At 49.7% G+C, this 20,317-nt stretch carries 23 protein-coding genes; 8 read left to right on the top strand and 15 right to left on the bottom strand.

Features of this window, described 5'->3' with window-relative positions:
• Window positions 1–28 precede the first annotated feature (28 nt).
• Together NC981_RS07190 and NC981_RS07195 are read left to right on the top strand one after the other, a co-directional pair.
• On the top strand, window positions 29–529 hold the full coding sequence (locus NC981_RS07190; protein WP_348242240.1) for a peptidase C15: 501 nt from the start codon (window positions 29–31) through the stop codon (window positions 527–529).
• 80 nt (window positions 530–609) lie between these two features.
• Window positions 610–2,382: a family 10 glycosylhydrolase gene (locus tag NC981_RS07195; protein ID WP_348242241.1), complete on the top strand. Its 1,773-nt coding sequence runs from the start codon at window positions 610–612 to the stop codon at window positions 2,380–2,382.
• Between the two features lie 130 nt (window positions 2,383–2,512).
• Here the strand turns inward: NC981_RS07195 and NC981_RS07200 are convergent, their stop codons facing one another.
• From NC981_RS07200 to petG, 3 genes are all read right to left on the bottom strand, one after another.
• On the bottom strand, window positions 2,513–3,334 hold the full coding sequence (locus NC981_RS07200; RefSeq protein WP_348242242.1) for a hypothetical protein: 822 nt from the start codon (window positions 3,332–3,334) through the stop codon (window positions 2,513–2,515).
• Window positions 3,335–3,366: 32 nt separating this feature from the next.
• Window positions 3,367–4,080, bottom strand: a complete 714-nt coding sequence (locus NC981_RS07205; RefSeq protein ID WP_348242243.1) for a DUF1361 domain-containing protein — start codon at window positions 4,078–4,080, stop codon at window positions 3,367–3,369.
• Between the two features lie 130 nt (window positions 4,081–4,210).
• Window positions 4,211–4,324 (bottom strand): cytochrome b6-f complex subunit V, encoded by a 114-nt coding sequence (gene petG, locus NC981_RS07210; RefSeq protein ID WP_017286270.1) that lies wholly within the window; start codon window positions 4,322–4,324, stop codon window positions 4,211–4,213.
• Between the two features lie 234 nt (window positions 4,325–4,558).
• Here petG and NC981_RS07215 point away from each other — a divergent pair, with 234 nt between their 5' ends.
• Window positions 4,559–4,933 (top strand): cytochrome c, encoded by a 375-nt coding sequence (locus NC981_RS07215; protein WP_348242244.1) that lies wholly within the window; start codon window positions 4,559–4,561, stop codon window positions 4,931–4,933.
• On the opposite strand, the gene NC981_RS07220 is transcribed toward NC981_RS07215, so the two are convergent.
• Window positions 4,928–5,827 carry a peptidoglycan-binding domain-containing protein gene (locus tag NC981_RS07220; RefSeq protein ID WP_348242245.1) on the bottom strand — a complete coding sequence of 300 codons (900 nt, stop codon included), beginning with the start codon at window positions 5,825–5,827 and terminating at the stop codon, window positions 4,928–4,930. The two genes, NC981_RS07215 and NC981_RS07220, sit on opposite strands and share 6 nt — an antisense overlap.
• 104 nt (window positions 5,828–5,931) lie before the next feature.
• Here NC981_RS07220 and radC point away from each other — a divergent pair, with 104 nt between their 5' ends.
• The gene (radC, locus tag NC981_RS07225) at window positions 5,932–6,657 is read left to right on the top strand and encodes a DNA repair protein RadC (RefSeq protein ID WP_348242246.1); all 726 of its coding nucleotides are present in this window, start codon (window positions 5,932–5,934) and stop codon (window positions 6,655–6,657) included.
• Window positions 6,658–6,698: 41 nt separating this feature from the next.
• Here the strand turns inward: radC and psaK are convergent, their stop codons facing one another.
• The 9 genes from psaK to glyA form a co-directional block, all read right to left on the bottom strand.
• Complete coding sequence (psaK, locus tag NC981_RS07230; protein ID WP_348242247.1) at window positions 6,699–6,938, bottom strand: photosystem I reaction center subunit PsaK; 240 nt, start codon at window positions 6,936–6,938, stop codon at window positions 6,699–6,701.
• 119 nt (window positions 6,939–7,057) lie between these two features.
• Window positions 7,058–8,440 (bottom strand): AtzE family amidohydrolase, encoded by a 1,383-nt coding sequence (locus tag NC981_RS07235; RefSeq protein ID WP_348242248.1) that lies wholly within the window; start codon window positions 8,438–8,440, stop codon window positions 7,058–7,060.
• Window positions 8,437–8,613, bottom strand: a complete 177-nt coding sequence (locus NC981_RS07240) for a DUF4089 domain-containing protein (protein ID WP_348242249.1) — start codon at window positions 8,611–8,613, stop codon at window positions 8,437–8,439. Before NC981_RS07240 ends, NC981_RS07235 begins: the two co-directional genes overlap by 4 nt.
• Complete coding sequence (locus NC981_RS07245; RefSeq protein ID WP_348242250.1) at window positions 8,614–8,997, bottom strand: gamma-glutamylcyclotransferase; 384 nt, start codon at window positions 8,995–8,997, stop codon at window positions 8,614–8,616.
• A 10-nt stretch (window positions 8,998–9,007) separates the two neighbouring features.
• Entirely contained in the window at window positions 9,008–9,448 is a 441-nt protein-coding gene (aroQ, locus tag NC981_RS07250; protein ID WP_348242251.1) for a type II 3-dehydroquinate dehydratase, read from the bottom strand.
• A 27-nt stretch (window positions 9,449–9,475) separates the two neighbouring features.
• Window positions 9,476–9,613, bottom strand: coding sequence for a hypothetical protein (locus NC981_RS07255; protein WP_190379782.1), 138 nt, complete (start codon window positions 9,611–9,613; stop codon window positions 9,476–9,478).
• Between the two features lie 162 nt (window positions 9,614–9,775).
• Window positions 9,776–11,023, bottom strand: coding sequence for a competence/damage-inducible protein A (locus NC981_RS07260; RefSeq protein ID WP_348242643.1), 1,248 nt, complete (start codon window positions 11,021–11,023; stop codon window positions 9,776–9,778).
• A complete protein-coding gene (locus NC981_RS07265) occupies window positions 11,020–12,051 on the bottom strand; it encodes an MraY family glycosyltransferase (protein ID WP_190379783.1) in 1,032 nt (343 codons plus the stop codon). Before NC981_RS07265 ends, NC981_RS07260 begins: the two co-directional genes overlap by 4 nt.
• Window positions 12,052–12,286: 235 nt before the next feature.
• Window positions 12,287–13,564: a serine hydroxymethyltransferase gene (gene glyA, locus NC981_RS07270; RefSeq protein ID WP_348242252.1), complete on the bottom strand. Its 1,278-nt coding sequence runs from the start codon at window positions 13,562–13,564 to the stop codon at window positions 12,287–12,289.
• Between the two features lie 341 nt (window positions 13,565–13,905).
• Here glyA and glmU point away from each other — a divergent pair, with 341 nt between their 5' ends.
• Entirely contained in the window at window positions 13,906–15,270 is a 1,365-nt protein-coding gene (glmU, locus tag NC981_RS07275) for a bifunctional UDP-N-acetylglucosamine diphosphorylase/glucosamine-1-phosphate N-acetyltransferase GlmU (RefSeq protein WP_348242253.1), read from the top strand.
• Between the two features lie 143 nt (window positions 15,271–15,413).
• Here glmU and NC981_RS07280 read toward each other — a convergent pair whose 3' ends face one another.
• Window positions 15,414–15,959: a response regulator gene (locus tag NC981_RS07280; RefSeq protein ID WP_190379785.1), complete on the bottom strand. Its 546-nt coding sequence runs from the start codon at window positions 15,957–15,959 to the stop codon at window positions 15,414–15,416.
• Between the two features lie 298 nt (window positions 15,960–16,257).
• Between NC981_RS07280 and lipA the strand changes: the two genes are divergently transcribed.
• From lipA to NC981_RS07295, 3 genes are all read left to right on the top strand, one after another.
• Window positions 16,258–17,184 (top strand): lipoyl synthase, encoded by a 927-nt coding sequence (lipA, locus tag NC981_RS07285; protein ID WP_348242254.1) that lies wholly within the window; start codon window positions 16,258–16,260, stop codon window positions 17,182–17,184.
• A gap of 573 nt (window positions 17,185–17,757) precedes the next feature.
• Window positions 17,758–18,804 carry a PEP-CTERM sorting domain-containing protein gene (locus tag NC981_RS07290; protein WP_348242255.1) on the top strand — a complete coding sequence of 349 codons (1,047 nt, stop codon included), beginning with the start codon at window positions 17,758–17,760 and terminating at the stop codon, window positions 18,802–18,804.
• 232 nt (window positions 18,805–19,036) lie between these two features.
• Window positions 19,037–19,696 (top strand): hypothetical protein, encoded by a 660-nt coding sequence (locus NC981_RS07295; protein WP_348242256.1) that lies wholly within the window; start codon window positions 19,037–19,039, stop codon window positions 19,694–19,696.
• On the opposite strand, the gene NC981_RS07300 is transcribed toward NC981_RS07295, so the two are convergent.
• Window positions 19,693–20,271 carry an Npun_F5749 family FMN-dependent PPOX-type flavoprotein gene (locus tag NC981_RS07300; RefSeq protein WP_348242257.1) on the bottom strand — a complete coding sequence of 193 codons (579 nt, stop codon included), beginning with the start codon at window positions 20,269–20,271 and terminating at the stop codon, window positions 19,693–19,695. The genes NC981_RS07295 and NC981_RS07300 overlap by 4 nt on opposite strands.
• Between the last annotated feature and the right edge of the window lie 46 nt (window positions 20,272–20,317).

A 20,317-nucleotide genomic window follows, 5' to 3' on the forward strand; every position in this document is an offset into this window, starting at 1 on the left:
ATCCTCTAGTCTGGTATCTAAATTCTAGATGAAAATCTTATTGACTTCGTTTACAACTTGGATGGAGCATCAACGATCGAATGCTTCCGATGATTTGATTCAAGCCATCTTAGATCGAGAGCGCTTTCACCCAAATTGCCATTTTCTTAGACAGCTTCCGGTTGATTTTGAGCTTGCACCGAAGCAAACGATCGCGAAAATTAATGAGATTCAACCTGACGTTACGATCTGTTGTGGAATGGCAGAATCTCGACAGTGTTTATCGCTTGAATCAAATGGAAAGTTTCAGAGTGAAATTCTACGATCGCGACTTGATCTAAAGCACTTGATGGAATCAACGATCGCCACCGAAATCAGTCATGATGCTGGAAATTTTGTCTGTAATTATCTGTATTACTGTGTTCTCAAACATTTAGAAAGCCTAAATCGACACTGTATCTTCATTCATGTGCCAGTTTTAACCACTGAGAATACAGAAATTATTGTTCAGGATTTTTTGAACATTCTCGATCGAATTTGCATCCAATAATCCATAACAAAATACGAAAAAATTGCACGATCGCGCCCAACAAGTGCGATGGTATTTGACTGAGCATTCTTAGGTGAACTATGCGACGCGCTTGGATTCTTGGATTGTTGATAGCTGTGTTAACGATCGCACCTTCGGCTTTCTCCCAGCCAAAATTAACCGACATTCAAAATCATTGGGCGCGATCGTGCGTTGAATCTCTGTCGCAAAAATCAATCATTCGTGGATTTCCGAACAATCAGTTCCGACCGGACGATCCAGTGACTCGATCGCAGTTTGCTGCAATGGTCGTGAATGCTTTTCCAGACCAAATGAGTGCTCCCACCCGCGCACCGATTCAATTCCGAGATGTACCCGCAAATTTCTGGGCGCAAGATGCCATTCAAAAAGCGTATCGATCGAACTTTTTCTCCGGCTTTGAAGACGGAACCTTTCGACCCAATCTAGAAATTCCTAGAGTACAAGCCTTAACCGCACTAGCCAACGGATTAAAGCTTAAGCCGACCAATGAAATCGAGCTAACAAACAAAACATTTGCCGATCTTCGGGATATTCCGAACTATGCGAAAAGCGCGATCGCAGCCACAACCGAGCGCAAGATCGCAGTCAACTTTCCCAATGTTCAACGCCTCAACCCCAATCGAACTGCAACCCGTGGCGAAATTGCAGCGTTCCTCTGCCAAGCTCGATCCGACACCAAAGGCTTGATCAGCGATCGCTATCTTCCCAACCCTGAACGACAAGCAAGAGAAATTCGCGGCGTTTGGTTAACCAACATTGATAGTGATGTGTTGTTCGATCAGAGTAAGTTGAGCAATGCAGTCAACGAACTTGCGCGATTGAACTTCAACACACTCTATCCAACCGTTTGGAACTGGGGTTATACGCTTTATCCAAGCCAAGTGATGAAGCGAGATGTTGGACTTGCGATCGACCCGCGCCCAGTTGCCGCAGGATTGCAAAACCGGGACATGCTCAAAGAAATGATCACCGAAGCGCACCAGAAAGGAATGGCTGTCATTCCCTGGTTTGAGTTCGGATTCATGGCTCCTAAAGATTCGGAGTTGGCGCAAAAACATCGCGACTGGTGGACACAAAAGCGCGACGGCTCAACCGATTACGAATCCGCAGCGCTCGATCGTGTTCAGATTCCTGTTTGGTTTAATCCCTTTAAACCAGAAGTTCAACAATTCATTCTCAATCTCGTTACCGAAGTTGTTGATAACTACGATGTCGATGGCATTCAGTTTGATGATCACTTTGGCTTACCCGTTGCATTCGGCTATGACGATTACACTGTGAATCTCTACAAGCAAGAACACAACGGAAAAGCTCCACCTGACAATGCTAAAGATCCAGAATGGTCGAGATGGCGATCGGACAAACTCCAAGCTTTCCTAGCGAAACTGTTTCAAACCGTCAAAGCCCGAAAAAACAAGGTTCTGATCTCGCTTTCACCGCTCGATCTGCCTTACGCCTACGAGAACTTTCTAGTCGATTGGGACAAGTGGCGACAAGCAGGACTAATCGAAGAAGTGATCCCGCAAATCTATTTTCAGGGGCAGAAATTCGACGATCGCATCAATCCCAACACTTGGAAGACCTTACGTGCTGCCCGTGATCACATTCCAACCGCAATCGGGATCTTAAGCGGATTGTCCAGCACCCCACGCCCGATCGACGAACTCCAACGACAAGTCAAAGCCGTTCGAGATCAAGGCTATGCAGGAATGTCGTTCTTCTTCTACGAAACGCTTTGGAACAAATCGCCTGAACCGATCGATCAGCGAAAATCAGGCTGGCAGAGCATATTCAAGCAGAAAGTTCAGCGAGTGAGTCTCGTTAATCCCTAACTTCATCCCAATTACTCGATACGACAAACTCCGCCTCAGTTCAAAGTCCCCCACTCGTGGGGGATTTAGGGGGCAGAAGCCGATCGCAACGAAGCCAACACCCAGCGAACTAACCTTTCTTCAATGCCGCTTACTTCTCGTAATCCGTTTTCTTAAAAAACTCCCGCAGATCGCTGAAAAACTTCTCTCGATCGCTCTCCTGATACGCCGCTCTCACCCGATTCCAGCCATCCTCTTGCTGCCCAAGCAAATACTTATCCGCCAAATAAGCCGCCAAAATTCCTTTGACCTCAGCGTCTTTCTCGGTTCTCACTTGCTGATAACCCTGCCACAGTTTGTAAGCATCGCTGTAAATCAGCTTCGGATATTGCCGCGTCACATCGATCATTTTTCCATTGTCAAACCGCCAAATCTGAACTGGAAACGCCGAAGCCGCATAGCTCGTAAACGCATAAGCAAAACGATCGTCCGCACTATAAAATTCCGTTTTGCCATCGCGATCGAGATCCCGCAGTTGATAGCCCAAATTGCCCCAATAGGCTTGCGATTCCACATACTGCTTCTGAGCAGAATCGTACTGATAAATCAATGAATACTCACAGCAATGCGCCCCACCTGTATACATATCTGCAATCACTTCGGGGTCTTTATCACCATTCAAATCCCGAACAACAAACCCACGATCGCCATCATTTCTCCCAAACGAAACCATTGGACGATCGTACTCAGAAATCTTGGGCGCTTGATCAAATACAGTCTGTCCCGATCGCTGAATCTTCAATCGCACATTCTTGACTTGGGGAAAGCCATCGGTTGAAGTCTGTTCATATGACAATTCAGCCTTCACCTCTCCTTGCTGTACTGTCTTTGTCAATACTTCCGCTCGAACTGGCAGCCCCACAAATCCCAACACTCCCAAACCCACTAAAGCAATCGCCCGAATGCTCATCATCGCAGTATTCCATCACTGCGTTTAACTACGCTTCAAGAGTGAGGAATTACGAAATCCCGTCGCTCCCGCTTTGGACGAAGTTTCCAGTAGTCTGACAATGCAAAATGAACAGGTTTCAGCAACGCATAAAGCACTGTGAGAATGATGAATGTTAACACCATTGTCATCAATGGTTCCTTTGCAAACATCGCATCAAATACGCTATCCACAACATCATTCCAATTCGTCAGCAGGTTCCAGCTATTAAACCGCAGAAATCGTCCTAGATAAATCCCGATCGCGCTCAGCAAATGAATCGATAGTTCAACCGGAAAAATATATTGTCTTAACCCTCGCTGCTTCAGGTAGTACCCCACATTCAGCAGCGACATCACATATGCCTCGAACCCCGCGAAAAGAAACAAAAAGAAGAGCGGCACATAAACCAGTGCAACCGTCCAGATCGACGAACCCGCCCGCACCCACCTGACAAAATGAATAATATCCGTGAGAATATAAGGCGCATTCGGCAGAAAGGCAATGAACACCGCAACCCCAAACCACCACAGAGGAGAGCGATGCCGACGCTCGATCGCGCCACCCGGCAAAGCTAGGGTCGAATTGCCAACCTGCACCTGCCGAAATAACCATACACTCAGGACTAGCGGAATGACGGCAAGAAACAGATTCCAGCCCATCCAATCGACGTTGTGATAGAGCGTATGCAGCGCTTGGGCGATAAGAGACTTAAGCGGCAAGTCCAGCATCTTAGACACTCCTCTAAAAAATACTTTCCTGCAATCTACTCAGCCCGTTTGTCGATCGTATGACAATGCCGTCTAAAAAAGTTGCCCTAGAAAATACTTTCCAGGGCAGGGTACGAGTAACACAATGAAATTAGAGGTTCAGTTGATTGCCGCGACGATATTGCGTGTAAGCAGCAACAAACAGACCCGCCAAGGTAACGGGCACAAGTCCCAATACAATACCTAGCAAAATTGGCTCAACCATGTTTGAATCTCCTCGGTTCGTAAGATTTTGAAACTTAAATCATGAAGGTCTCGTTATCTATTATCTTAGCCGTTCTTGTCCGCTCCACATAGAGCAACCCTTGTACATCAACCGAATCACAAGATTTTTTTGGCAAGATTACAGAATTTGCTGCGGCAGGAGGAGCTGAAATTTGTTAAAGTCTGTTTAGTATATGAGTGAACAAATTTTACAGTCCTTTTATAGAATCCTCTTTTGAACCAGCAGCTTGTCAAATCTGAAGGGTCGCCCCAAAAATTACTCACGATCGCGCTCCTCGTGTGTTTTGCGATCGTCCTGTCGCTTCTGGGTGCAAACCAACTTCATCGGACTGATCCCTATGTGCAGGAAGTCCTCTCGATCCCAGGGGATGCCATCCAGGGTCATGCCATCTTTCAAATTAACTGTGCAGGTTGTCACGGAATCATGGCAGATGGCAAAGTGGGGCCGAGTTTGAAAAATGTCTCTAGTCGCAAGTCGCGTACTCGCTTGATCGAGCAGGTGATCAGCGGACAAACGCCGCCAATGCCCAAGTTCCAGCCTAGTCCCCAAGAGATGGCAGACCTGCTGGAATATCTAGAAAGTTTATGACCCGCTCCTGATTCTGCGTGCCTCGGCATCAATTCGGCTGCGGACGGCTAAGCTAGCAATCCCGTTTACTCTCAAGCCGTAACGAGACTGAAATTGTTCAACTGCGGCACGAGTCGCAGCATCGTAATATTGAGCGATCGCAAAGTTACTTCTCAAAATCAGCTTCAGATTGTTGCGTAGATTTCGCATGACTCTAGACAACTGCTCTTCAGTGTCACGATTAATCGCACCCGTTTCAGAAAGCCCATACAGTCTCTGAAGATCCCGGATTGCCCGCACCGTTGCGGGATCACTGAGCGGTGCTTGCGGATTAATGTCATACCCAAACCCAGCCAAAATTGCTTTGATTTGAGGCTCAGTGTAGATGCTCAACTGCGATCGTTCAGCAGGAATCGTGGGAGTCGTAGGTGTTGAGGGAGTGGTCGGAGGGGTGAGAGGATCTTCATCATTGAGAATGGCATTTAATCGCCGCCGTGTTTCTAGCGTTGCAGTTCCCGTGATAGGTAAGCGATTTTGCTGCTGAAATTGTTTGACTGCCGCTTCAGTTTGCCTGCCGTAGAACTGACTTCCCGGAAGTTGGGGAGAGGGTTTTACGACACGATTTAATCCAGATTGCAGCGATCGTACAATCTCCGCTGCTTTGTCTTGCGTCGGATTGTTTAACGTTCCATCCACAGGTAAAGCGTACTGGACTTGAAAGTCTCGAATCGCCTGCTGAACCCGTGGATCAGTGATCGGAGCATCCAACTGCACCGCATAGCCCAGTCCATTCAGCACAGAGATAAATTGTGCTGGGGAATAGTCTTGCGATCGGGCTGCATTCGCGGCTTGAGCATAGGTGACGATCACGACACTTCCACAAACCACACCGGAAATTAACCTTGCGTTCCACATATCCAATTTATGATTTTTTCTGAGCAAATTATCGCGCGTTCTGCGGTGTTGCGCTGCATTTGCTAGAAGGGATTAATTGAGAAACGAACACTTTTTCCCACTTTATGACTTATTCGCTTCGCATTGCTGATCTTCCAGAGAGTGAACGTCCGCGCGAACGTCTGATCGCCCAAGGTGCAAGAACACTTTCAACGGCAGAGCTTTTAGCTATCTTGCTCAGCACGGGTTCAGGAAAGCTCTCAGCCGTTGGATTGGGGCAGTACATCCTCAAGGAACTAAGTCAGCATGAGCGCGATCCTCTGAGTGCGCTGCGTGAGGTGAGCATTGCAGAACTGACCAAAGTTCCAGGAGTGGGAACGGCAAAGGCGACGACAATTTTAGCGGCGATCGAGCTTGGCAAACGAGTGTATCAATCCCGCCCACCGGAAAAAACTGTGATTGATGATCCAAATGTTGCTGCTGCTGCGCTCAGTCACGAATTGATGTGGCAAACTACAGAGCGATTTGCAGTTTTGATTCTAGACGTAAAAAATCGGCTGATTGCAATGCAGGTAATTACGATCGGCACTGCAACCGAGACGTTAGCCCACCCCCGCGAAATTTTTCGAGAAGTGATTCGGCAAGGAGGAACGCGAGCGATCGTCGCGCATAATCATCCGTCTGGAAACACTGAACCTAGTACCGAAGACATCGCCCTAACCCGTCAATTACTCGAAGGCGCTCGATTCCTTGGCATCCCGATTTTAGATCACCTAATTTTAGGTAATGGCACACACTTAAGTTTGAGGCAAACCACTGCACTCTGGAATGAAGTTTCACAAGGTATATAAACCGTGTATACACAGCTTTTGCATACACGGTTCTCCTCTATCTACAAAACGCCAGCGTTACTAAGTCCAAGAATCACACCTGCACCAAGGACATGACCAAAGCTCATGGTTCCAAGCAGTTCAGGAACTCCAAACCCTTCAAACAAAGCGGGAGAATCGAGCGGCAATTTCGGACCCACGCCGCGATTTTTGATCGCGAAGCGCCCGATCGCAACCGAAAACAAACAGCACAGCGTCATGACCAAGCCAACCGCAGGTGTCCATTCGACGGTTCGGGGCATTGTGGCAAGTAGTGTTGAGTAAAGCAACGTTTTTCTCCTGAATCTTGCTAAGTCGAAACAATTCACAAGATCCATAGATACCTGTTCGCTGAATTCTCTGATCAAGATTGTTGAAAGAGTTAACGATCGACGACCGGAGCCTCAACGATTCCCTTCGCCTCTAACTCTGCCGCAACCCGCAGCACTAGCGCTTCTTGATATGGAGCCGCGATGATTTGGACGCCGATCGGGAGTCCCGCTCGCTTGACCGGAACCGAAACGATCGGCAACCCAATAAACGACAACGGCTGAGTAAACATCCCCAAATTCGGACGCACTAACATTTCCTGCCCGTCTAAGGTCATCGTTTGCTGCCCGATGCGGGGTGCAGCGCAGGGAGTCGCCGGAGCCAAAATAATATCCACTTCTTGAAAAATTTCGCGAACTTGATCGCGAAACCACTGCCGAAATCGCTGCGCTTGTACGTACCAGTGTCCCGGCACTAATGCCCCTGCAAGCAGCCGATCGCGCACGGCAAAGTCAAAATCCTGCGGTCGGGTGCGTAGCTCCTCAAAATGTAAATTTGCTCCTTCCGTTGCCGTAATCACAAAGGCTGCGGCTCGCGCTTGCCCTGATGCGGGTAAGGTTATACGACGAGTCACGCCTAGCGCTTGTGCAACTTGTTCGACAGCAGCAAACACCTCTGGTTCGCCGCCTCTGGCAAAATAGTCATCCGCGATCGCAATCCTCAATCCCTCACTACCTTTAGAAAGCTCCGGCAAGCAGAACTCCGGTGATCGCGCTGTACAAACCGGATCGCTCGGATCATGCCCCTGCATCACGTCAAACAGGAGGGCAAGATCTCGCACTGATCGGGCAAACGGGCCGACATGATCCAAGCTGCCCACAAACGGATAGGCTCCCGCTCTCGATAGCCGTCCATACGTTGGTTTCAGCCCAAAGATGCCACAAAACGACGCAGGAACCCGGATCGAACCGTTCGTATCAGACCCCAAGCTAAAGGGAACTAATCCGGCGGCGATCGCGGCGGCTGATCCTCCTGATGATCCGCCTGCGCTACGACCAAGATCGTGCGGATTGCGAGTTGCTCCGTAATGCGCGTTCTCGGTGGTGAAGCCGTAGGCAAATTCATCCATGTTGAGCGCTCCAACCAAGACGGCTCCCGCTTCCTTCAGGCGTTTGATTAACGCGGCATCTTGAGTGGCTGGAGGTTTCTCTGCATTAATTTTCGAGCCTGCGAAAGTTGGAATTCCGGCGACATCGAACAGATCTTTCACCGCAAAAGGAACACCTGCTAACGCACCTGGATCTTCTCCTGCGGCAATTTTTTGATCGATGCGATCGGCAGCTTCTAACGCCGACTCGGATAAAACCGTCGTGAAGCAGTTGTAAGTTTGGTTGTGTTCTGCAATTTGAGCAAGGGCGGCGGCTGTCACCGATTTAGCGGTGACTTCTCGGTTGCGGACGACGATCGCGGTTTGAGTCGCGTCAGGAATGTTCATGGTTCAAATACCGGGGCGGCTTCGATTTCTTCGGGTAACGGAAACTCTAGCACCAACTGCGCGACCGTGTGAATGCGTTCCATATTGGCAACCACGCTCTCACAGTACTCCGCTGGAATCGGCAAACCAACCGCTTCAGCCATGATTTCGACAAATTCACTTGCGTTGTTCATTTACTGACTCTCGATATACGCTCTCCAACCACCGTACTGCGTGATTTCGACCTGACCTTCGCACAAAAACGGCTCACCCAAAACTCCTAAAACCTCTGTACCGTCTGCGAGCTGAACTTTTCCAATACACAATCCAGGTGGCTCTTGCACCAATAAAGTTGCTAATCCACTTGCCGGAACCGCCCACACTTCAACCGCGATCGCAACTCCGCCTTCTTTCACTTTCAGCATCGCCGGATGACGATCGTGAATCGACCAAATCCGATAGCTCGGTTCCGTCTGATCCTCACGCAAAAACTGGGCATTGAGCGCCAATAAATTCTGATTCAGTTCTAAGCCGCGCATCAATGTTCCATTGACCGCCAACTGTACCGCGCCTTCCATAAAGTCATAACTAAGCTTGTCTCAAATAGTGTACAAGCGCATGTAACCCCAAACGGTAGCTATCGGCTCCAAATCCACAGATCTGTCCGATCGCAACGGGCGCAATATAAGAATGATGCCGAAATTCTTCTCGCTTATGAATATTGCTCAGGTGGATCTCAACCGTCGGAAGATCGACCGCAGCGATCGCATCCCGAATTGCCACGCTCGTATGAGTATACGCACCTGGATTGATTAAAATTCCTTGGTGTTCTCCGAGTGCCGCTTGAATCGCGTCCACTAGAACACCTTCATGATTCGATTGCAGCGCTGTAAGTTCAACCTGTAGCGATCGCGCTTCTTGCTTCAGGCGCTGATTAATTTCTTCCAGCGTAACCACACCGTAAACCCCAGGCTCTCTTTTACCCAGAAGATTAAGGTTTGGTCCGTGGAGAACCAAAATACTGCTCAAGCTGTTTACCCCGTCATGGGTGTAGGACTAACGGTGGCGATCGCGCACTGGAACTGGAATGGGAATAAGTTCCGCTTCTGGCTCTTCATCAGGACCCATCAGAGTCTCGATCACACGTCGCGCCCATTCTTTGAGCTTTTCCAATACCTTTTCAATATAATCCATCGGTCAGACGGCTCCTTTGATTGGGTTTAAGGGTACTAAAGTCAGAAGTACCTAAGCACTCTCTGATTTTAGCAAGGAGTTTTTCCAAACCATGACTCCCAAGTTAGGAGATCAGTATTCATTCATCATACCGAAAGATAGATTAAAATCAAGCGGCAAAGCTTAAGCGCCGCTTAATAGTATCCGTCGAAGCTGGTCGAGCGCACTGCAAGCACTGACTTGACGCACCCAATCACGTCCACGATCGCCAAACAGATAGCGCTGACTGGTTGCGCCTTCTGAGTTCGCTAAGCCAATATAGACCAGTCCAACGGGTTTTTCGTCGCTGCCGCCTCCGGGCCCAGCCACCCCTGTAATGCTAATTCCCCAGGTTGTTTCCAAACGCGATCGCACTCCGGCTGCCATTTGTTCTGCCACGATCGCGCTCACCGCTCCTTGAGTAGCGATCGCCTTTGGGTCAACGCCTAAAAGCCGTTCTTTGACTGAATTATCGTAGGAAACCACACCGCCCCAAAAGTAAGCAGAACTTCCAGAAACGCGGGTGAGCATTTGCCCTAAACCGCCTCCAGTACAAGATTCGGCGACGCTCAGAGTCGCTTGTCGCTCTTTTAGAAGTTCACCCACCACTGATGCCAGCGACTCTTCATCGGCTCCGTAACAATCAATGTCCGCAATCTGTCGCAGTTGCTGTTCAACAGGCGCAATTAACTCTTGAGCCACTTGCTCTGAGGCTGATTTGGCTGAAATTCGGAGCTTAACTTCGCCGTAGTTGGCGTAAGGTGCAACGGTCGGATTCTGCAAATCGAAAAATGTACCAACTTTCTCAGCCAGAGCTGATTCTGAAATTCCCCAAAAGCGCAAAGTGCGGCTGACAATAATTTCTTTTCCACAGCCTTGCTGTCTGAGATACGGAACTGCAATTTCATGCCACATCCGCTTCATTTCAGTAGGCACACCCGGAAAAGTAAGGATCGTTAGATGCGATCGCGGCTGCCAAATCATACCGGGAGCGCTCCCGATCGGGTTGTGCAAAATTTCCGCACCTTCGGGAATCAGCGCTTGCTTGCGGTTGTTGTCGGTCATCATGCGACCACGCTGAGCGAATTTTGCGGCAATGTCTTCAACAATCTCGGCTTTTTCAATCAGCGGCGTTGAGAAGAAGTCTGCGATCGTTTCGGTCGTCAAATCGTCCGGGGTGGGACCTAATCCCCCTGTGAACACTAGCAAATTGGCACGATCGCTGGCAATTTGAATCGCTTGCTTTAAGCGCTCCGGGTTATCCCCAACCACCGTTTGAAAATAATGAGGAATTCCGAGTTCAGCGAACTGTTGAGCGAGAAACTGAGCGTTTGAGTTGAGAATATTCCCTAACAGCAGTTCGGTGCCAACGCTGATAATTTCTGCATTCATCTTGCTGTCCGCCACACTTGCCAACTGGTTACGCTCAAGATGATGGTCGCGGCGATCGCATATCCAACTCCGCTCGGCATCCCGGAGACTGCCATCGCCAAACTTCCTGCCCATAGAGTCAGCGAATAGATAAACAGCACGGCTAAACGCTGAGACAATCCAGCTTTCAGCAATCGGTGATGCAGGTGACGTTTATCGGCAACAAACGGGGATTTACCGCGACGAATGCGATCTAAAATTACGGCGGACATATCCAAAATGGGCACTGCCAAAATCACATACGGAAGCAGCACGGCAACGGTAGTGACGCTCTTCACCAAGCCAATCACACCCACCCCCGCCAGCATAAAGCCGATAAAATACGCACCTCCATCACCCATGAAGATCTGAGCCGGGTTGAAGTTGTAGCGCAAAAATCCGAAGGTCGCTCCTGCAAGTGCTGCCGCAAACAGCGCTGCTTGGGGCTGCTGCATAAATAAGCAAGTCCAGAACATTACAAAGGCAGCGATTCCTGAAACGCCTGCTGCGAGTCCATCGAGTCCATCAATCCAGTTAATCGCATTTGCCATGCCGACGAGCCAGATGACGGTAATTGGCAAACTTGCCCATTCTGGAAGTGAAACCAGCCCTGCGATCGGATTGGTTAAGAAATCAATCTGCACCCCCGACTCCCAAGCTAATCCCGCAACTACAACCTGCAAAATCAACCGAGTTTTGGGAGACAGATTGAACAAATCATCCGCCAGCCCAATCAAAAAGAAGGCAATCCCGCCGATCGCCAAGCCCCAAACCTCTGATTCTTTCGTCGGTTTGAGCAGTCCAAAGCCACCTATCCACCAAACGATTAATAGAGCAATCACCACTCCCAGAAACATCGCCACGCCGCCGAGACGAACCATCGGTCGTTGATGAACTTTGCGGTGATTTGGCTGATCTACCAATCCTACGCGCTTACCAAAACGGTTAATGATTGGGGTTGCAACAAGAACAACCAGGAATGAAATCAGAAATGCGGCAAAAAACGGCATTAGAAATCGCAGGTAGGAAGGACAAAAGCTTCAGGCAGAGTTTACTACAGATTCGAGAATCCTTAGCAAAGAATTATGAACTATATTTTCTGTTTCATTCAGAAATTTATTGTCAGAATCATCATCTGTCTGAAGTTAGTTCTATGTCATTCCCAAAAATAAAGGCATCCATCAGTGGATGCCCTTACAGCAATAGTCTGTGCCTTGAAAACGAATCAGGGAAATTACCGAGGCTTTACACTAACGCCGGAACTTGAGTACTGAGATGGGGGTAAAGCGGGAAGCGATCGCATAGTGCGGCAACGCGACGACGACAATCTTGAGCAACGCTCTCGTCTTCAGGGCTAAGTAAGCGATCGGCGATGATATTCGCAATCTCCGTGAATTCTGCTGTACCCATGCCGCGTGTGGTCATCGCGGGCGAACCCAGTCTCAGACCGCTCGTGACAAATGGAGAAGCGGGATCAAAGGGAACGGTGTTCTTGTTCGCGGTAATGTTCACGCCACTGACGAGCTGATCTGCCACTTTTCCGGTCATGTTGATCGATCGCAAATCCACCAGCATCAAATGGTTGTCAGTACCATCAGAAACCAGCTTAAAGCCGCGATTTTGAAGCTGAGTTGCCATTGCTCTTGCGTTCTCAATCACTTGACCTGAATAGGTCTTAAATTCCGGCTTCAGTGCTTCTCCAAAGGCGGCTGCTTTACCCGCAATCACATGCTCCAAGGGGCCGCCTTGGCTACCGGGGAAGACCGCTTTATCTAACTGCTTACCGAGTTCGGCATCGCGGGTGAGAATCAATCCACCTCTAGGCCCGCGTAGGGTTTTATGCGTGGTGGTCGTGACGACATCACAGTAGGGGATTGGACTCGGATGATGTCCCGTTGCGACTAATCCTGCAATATGAGCGATGTCGGCTAACAAGTAGGCTCCGACTTCATCGGCGATCGCTCTAAATTTCTCGAACTCGATCACACGCGGATACGCTGAATAGCCGCAAATCAGCAGTTTCGGGCGATGTTCCAGTGCCAGTTCTCGAATTTGGTCATAGTCTAAGCGCTCGGTGGTTTGACTCACGCCGTAATGTTTAACGTTAAACCACTTACCAGAGACATTTACAGGCGATCCGTGGGTCAGGTGTCCACCGTGCGACAAATCCATGCCCATGATCGTGTCTCCGGGCTGGAGTAGCGTCAGAAACACGGCAAAGTTTGCTTGTGCGCCGGAGTGGGGCTGCACGTTTGCGTGTGCGGCTCCGAACAGTTCTTTTGCCCGATCGATTGCGAGTTGTTCAGCGCGATCGACAAATTCACAGCCACCGTAATAGCGTTTTGAAGGGAGACCTTCGGCGTACTTATTGGTCAAGACTGATCCTTGAGCCTCCATCACCGCAGGAGAGGTGAAGTTTTCGCTGGCAATCAGTTCTAGGTGATCTCGCTGGCGTTGCAGTTCTTGTTGCAGCATTTCAGCAAGAGCGGGATCGGACTGAGCAAGAAAATTTGAATGCGTCACAGTGCTTGTTCCTTTAATTCGTCGATCGGAGTTTCGTAATTTTCAGTCGTGCGATTGAGCTAAAGACGGAACCGCATGGCTAGGGTAGGGCAATCTGAGACGACTCAATCACGAATTACGAATGGGGTATCCGGGATTTTTGATCATAACGCTGTTCGATCGAGACTTTGATTGAATCTCTGGATTTTTGGAGAAACTTTGAATTCCGACGCAGAGCCGAAGAAAAAAACCTAAAGCGATTATATGTATTCGATAAAGTGCTTCAGCAGATTCGATCGAGGGGTGAACGATGAAACCGACTCAAGGTATACTCCCTCTCGTATTGAGAGATTGAAAAACCTATGGTAGCGGTTGCAATTCTGGCGGCAGGTCGTGGAACGCGGATGAAATCGGATTTACCCAAGGTGTTGCACCGCTTGGGAAGCCGATCGCTCCTTGAGCGAGTTTTAGGCAGCGCAAGCGCGATCGCGCCATCACGTCGATTGGTGATTGTGGGCTACCAATCAGGGTTAGTCCGTCAGTCGCTCACTGAGTATCCGGAGTCGATCGAGTTTGTTGAACAACCTGAGCAATTGGGAACAGGACACGCCATTCAGCAGTTGATCCCCCTTCTTGAGGGATTCGATGACGATTTGATTGTGTTAAACGGCGATTTGCCGCTTTTGCGTTCTGAAACGCTGACCTTGCTGCTCGAAACTCATCGATCAAAAGGCAATGCCGCAACGCTTCTTGCCGCTCACGTTCCTGACCCAACAGGATATGGGCGCGTGTTTTGTGACGAGAATCAAATTCTGACTGAGATTATTGAAGATCGCGACTGCACGATCGAGCAAAAACAAAATCGCCGGATCAATGCGGGGGCTTACTGTTTTCGCTGGAAAGATCTCGTTCAAGTGCTCCCGAAGCTGACCCCGAATAATCAGCAGAAGGAGTATTACATCACTGATGCAGTGAACCATTTCGATAAAGTTACAGTCGTCGATATCGCGGATTATCAGGAAGTTTTGGGAATTAACGATCGCGCTCAACTGGCTCAGGCTTACTCGATTCTGCAAACGCGGATTCGCGATCGCTGGATGAGGGAAGGCGTGACGATCATCGATCCAGCCAGCGTCACGATCGATGATACGGTCGAGCTTGAGGCAAATGTAACGATCGAGCCGCAAACTCACCTACGTGGGAATACTGTGATCCGAGCAGGGAGTCAGATCGGCCCAGGCAGCTTAATCGAAGACAGCCAGATCGGGAAAAACGTTACCGTGTTGTTTTCTGTTGTCAGAGGCAGTGTGATTCACGCGAACGCCCAGATTGGCCCCTACTCGCATCTGCGATCGCCCGTTGAAATCGGTGAAGGCTGCCGAGTCGGAAATTTCGTTGAACTAAAAAACTCGAAACTAGGCGAACGAACGAATGCAGCGCATTTGTCGTATTTGGGCAATGCCACGATCGGCAAGCGCGTCAATATCGGAGCAGGCACGATTACCGTCAACTACGATGGCGTGAAAAAATACCCAACCACGATCGGCGATCGTACAAAAATTGGCTCCAACAATTGTTTGATTGCCCCCATTACGATCGGTGAAGATGTCACCACTGCCGCAGGCTCAACCATCACCGAAGATTTACCGAACGATTGTCTGGCGATCGCGCGTGCCCGCCAAGTTGTCAAACCCGGATGGCGCAGAAAGGAAACTCCAGATCAATAACGTCAACCAGAGAGAGTTTAGCTAAGCAAAAGCGCTACGGTAGCAGGGTGTTTCTGCTGCTGTAGCGCTTCAAATCGCTTGCTCGATCGCGAACTGTCTTATCTCAGTTCCCAAATCTGTAGCGAGTATTTAGAGATGTGGGATTACTTCAACTTCTGCTTCACAAAGGTTAAGAGCTGACCCATCTGCTTCTTCAAGCCATCAATCTCAGCCTGCATTTTTGCAACTTTCTGATTCAGCGCTTCAATTTGAGCCGCTTCAGACGCGGTCGCAACTGGAGGCGCTTGCGGCGAAGGCAACGGCGCTGGACGGCGTTTCGCCTTTGCCATTGCAGCCTTGATTGCCTCAATTAGACCCTTCTGGTCAAACGGCTTCTGCACAAACTCAAAATACTCAAACGGCTCTTGTAGCTTCTCTGCTACTTCTTCTTTGCGCCCGGACATCAGCACCAAAGGAATTGTTTGCAGTTCAGCGGTACCCTGGATTTGCTGATAAACTTCCCAACCGCTCATTCGAGGGAGCAAGAAATCCAGCATGATCAGCGTCGGACGCTCCTGCCGGATTAAGTTAATTCCTTGCAAACCATCCTTGGCTTCCAACACTTCAAAATTACCTTTCGGCAACATATCTCGCACCATGTTCCGAATCACGGCGCTATCATCGATGACTATGACTTTGTGACTTGCCACAACTGAACTCCTCTAGGGTGATCTAGAAAATCGCAATTGAATCGGGGAAGATTCGCCGGAAAACGATGCAATAGAAACCTCACTGCACTCCTAATCGAATCATTACAGAAAGAAGCAGGGTTGCAATCCTGCAAACTCCGTGCCAAATGTTACTCGATTTGGTGAAATACGGACGGCTTTAGTACCCGACTCCGCTGAATTGCTCCCTTATAATGGCGATAGGTCAAAAAACTTCATATTTTTTGCTGCTGGCTTGCGCCAACTTTAGAACGAACTGACCCTTAGCATTCCCTTGTTTATGTCACCCCAAACGAATCGATCTGCAATTTCTGAGCGTCGTGCGATCGTCTCTGCCCTGCCTGATTGGCTACGCCGTTCGATCGGGAATGCCAGTGAAATTTCGACGGTGCAGCAAATTATTAAACAGCGGCAGATTCACACGATTTGTGAGGAAGGGCGCTGCCCCAATCGGGGAGAATGCTATGCCCAAAGGACTGCCACGTTTTTACTGATGGGGCCTACCTGTACACGATCGTGCGCGTTCTGCCAGGTGGATAAAGGACACGCACCGATGCCGCTCGACACGGAGGAACCCCGAAAAGTTGCGGAATCGGTACAACTTCTGGGATTGCGATATGTCGTGCTGACCTCAGTAGCGCGAGATGATTTAGCCGATCAAGGCGCGGGTTGGTTTGCGGAAACGATGCGGCAGATTCGCGTGCTCAATCCACAAACTCAAATCGAGGTCTTGACTCCGGATTTCTGGGGTGGACGGCAAGACGGCACTTCACCTGAAACCTTACAGCAGCAGCGAATCGCGACGATCGTGGCCGAAAAGCCCGCTTGCTACAATCACAACATCGAAACGATCAGGCGGCTACAGGCTCCGGTGCGACGCGGTGCTAAGTACGATTGCACACTCCGAGTCTTGCAAACAGTGAAGGAACTCGATCCTACGATCCCGATAAAATCTGGCTTGATGTTGGGACATGGAGAAACGGAAGCAGAAGTGATCGAAACGCTGCAAGATCTAAGAACGGTCGGCTGCGATCGCGTCACGATCGGGCAGTATATGCGTCCATCGCTAGAGCATCTCCCAGTGCAGAAATATTGGCATCCTGACGAATTTGAGCGTTTAGGCAAGATTGCACAAGACATGGGGTTTTCTCATGTGCGGTCGGCTCCGCTAGTTCGCAGTTCATACCATGCTGGCGAGGAAGCCTAAACTGCTGATTAAACCCTAATGGATGCCTACCCTTCGATAGAGGTTAAGAGGGATGTATCAGTTCTAATTTAGGAAATCATCGGGACTCCAGTAAGCGCGGAAAATGCAGGGTGTAAAGATTAGCCGCGTGAGGAGTAATCAAATGCAGGATTGCTGATTAGCCGCATACTTCGACCAACATTTACAACAGCGGTGAAGCTGATCTAATCAGATCGATTGCCGCTTACAGAGTTGGAGTGCTGCACAAAAGCAATCGGCTGCAATTAAAACGAATTGCATGGGTCAAATGGCCCATCTCTTTGACATGCCCAGCTCTATTTAGCTACTCAGATTGACTTGGATGTTTCTAGCGACATAATTCCCGCCAAAATTTCGCTCCTCCGCAAGGGTGATGCTGTTATTACACAAACGTTTTTACACTGAGCGGAAGTTAAAGTCGCGCTCCTCATGACTCCTTGGCAGATTTAGCTTGCAGCGAGAATTGCAGTGAGCGCTTCCAGGGCGTTAATCATAGTCCTTTCATAGAGTCAGCTTTAGATGGTGTCAGAACAAAGTCCTACTTCAAGGCAGTGTGTGAGGAGGCAGCCTTTATTCCGCTGTACTCCACCTGAAAATCCGGATCGGCGTAGAAATCGTCTTACCACGATCGCATTTACGCTCTCATTAGGATGGTTAACCAGCAGTTTAGTGCTGCCTGCACGGGCTGCGGATCTGTCGATCGGCAACCAAGGTATCCGAGTCAATCGAAATGCAACTTTAGAAACCGATTTTGTCGAGTCTCACGGCGCATATCAATCCACGTTCGGCGTGATCAACTTGACCACGAATGAGAAAACGCCCCTGCTGATAGAAACGAAACCCTCGGATAATCCCGAAACAATTTTCCGACCGTCTACCAAAATTGATGATGTCGGCAGTCAGCAAGACTTCAGTGGAACTCCCGGAAATGCGGTTCCCCAACCCAGAGGGAAGTACACATTCCAACCGAATAACGATTACGTTTTCTACCTAGAGTCTTCATTTAACGGCAGACCTACAGGTATTCTCTATTCCACCGATCGCTTAAATCCCAATGCCGAACAGCACGTTCGGTTCACAGGCAATATCACGGAGTTATGCCAAACTGGAGGAATGCAGATTGGATGGGATGATACGGGGTCAAGAATTGTGCGAAACCGTCCAGCACAAGACCGCGACTATGATGACTTTATTGTGAGGCTGCGAGATACTGCCTGTCCCGTTGGAGGGGGTGAACCCCCTCCTGTGGTATCAGGTGCTGGGACACCTCCGGTGGCTCAAATTCCCCCTGTTGCACCGATCGCTGGCGGCGGTGGCGGTGGATTCTTAACACCGCTCCTGATTGCAGGCGGAATTGCAGGATTAGCCCTTGGGCTGAGCGGCGATAGCGACAGCGGCGATTCCTCTCCCCCGATCGACATTGGCGGCGGTGGCGGCGGCGGTACTGGCGGCGGCGGCGGCGGTGGCGGTACTGGCGGCGGTGGGGGTGGCGGTCCCACAGAGCCAATTCCAGAGCCGATGACGATTCTTGGATCAGGGGCAGCGATCGGATTTGCAACCCTAATGCAGCGCCGCCGCGCTAAGAAAAAGAAAAAAGACTAACAGTCAACTCAATGATAGAAGTCCCTTGCTGAAGGGGCTTTTTTTTGCTTAAATTCAGCCATCGAGAAAGTGGCTTGTTTCCGTAAATATTCCCATACACGTTTGAAGCTTTCATCAAGAAAGGGGAATCCTACTCGATCGCACGATCGTACTGTGCTAGAAATTAGCCATGTCTTCAGCTAGGAAAGGTGCAATGTTTGGCTTAATAAGATTGTGCGCGATCATTAGTGGAATGTCTGGGATTGTTCTGAGTAGTGCGCTGTTTCCGATCGTCACTCAAGCAAAAGAAGATTGGCTGATCGCTCAAGCACCCCTTCCTGCACCGGAATCCCCTGCTGCACCTAGCTCGGTGATTGCGCCTCCGGCGGTTCCTCCCGTCCCGCTTCCCAGAAGACCTGTCATTCGGACTCCCAGAAGACCTGTTCGCCCAACTCAGATCACTCCTGCTACCCGGACTCCCAGAGTTCCTGCTCGCCCGACTCGACGGATTCCGATCGAGCCATTCCCCATGCCGGGAGATTATCGCCGCCCACTTCCTGATTTACCTGCGCCTCCCGATATTCGCACCATGCCGCAATCAGGCGACACCATGCTGAGCGGAATTTCTGGCAGAGTTTCTTTCACACCGATTTGCTCAGTGGCAGCTCCTGCAAGCACTTGCGCGACTCGTCCCTATACAGGAGCATTAAAAATTTCCACAGCTTCTCGCGATCAATTCTTCCGCGTCACACCTGACGCGCAGGGCACTTTCCGCGCTCGCCTCGCACCTGGACTGTATGTGATTGAACCTGACGCGCCGAATTTCCCGATCGGCACCGGACAAACCTTTAGTGTGATTAGCAGTATTGTGCGTCAGGTGGAATTCAATTTCCAGGGAGTATTGCCCCGTTAAGGGTTGACTGCTTCAACAATCCAGTCTTCTGAGTTGAAGTGATACTGATAGCGATTCTGTGGATTGCCGCGTAATTCTAGATGATCCACATCAGTTGGATTCAGCAGAAGTAGACAAAACTGCTGGAGTGGATCACTTGGGCTGGGTGCAGGAGGGGAAAAGATTTCGTCTCCTGCGCGGGGCTGTCCTGGATGTGCCCAAGCAAACTGAGTTCTAGCGCTATCCGATAGCTCTTGCCATATTTGTTGTCGTGCTGTTTGCAGTCGCTGGTCTGAATTTGTATGGTCGATTAGGCTCAGTTTTCCCGCAATGCGGAACTGTTCGCGGGTGTTTGGAAAGTACCAGCAGACCTCAGCCCAAGGGCAATGTTCGATGTGCTTTGGCTTTTCGCTGCGATCGTCGCTGACAAATTTAAGCTGATTTGTGTCATCCAGGAAGCCGCGAAAGACGATCGTACGATTTGCAGGTCTGCCATCGGGTCGAACCGTTGCAAGTTGGACATACCGAGCATAAGGCAGAGAGCGATTGCGATGAAGCGCACCCGCCAGAATAGAACGCCAAGGAGCTAAGGACATAGGGGAATCAAATAAATGCTTTAAGATCCTACATGAAGCGTTTCTA

It is taken from the genome of Leptolyngbya sp. DQ-M1 (assembly GCF_039962505.1).
GTDB lineage: Bacteria > Cyanobacteriota > Cyanobacteriia > Leptolyngbyales > Leptolyngbyaceae > Leptolyngbya.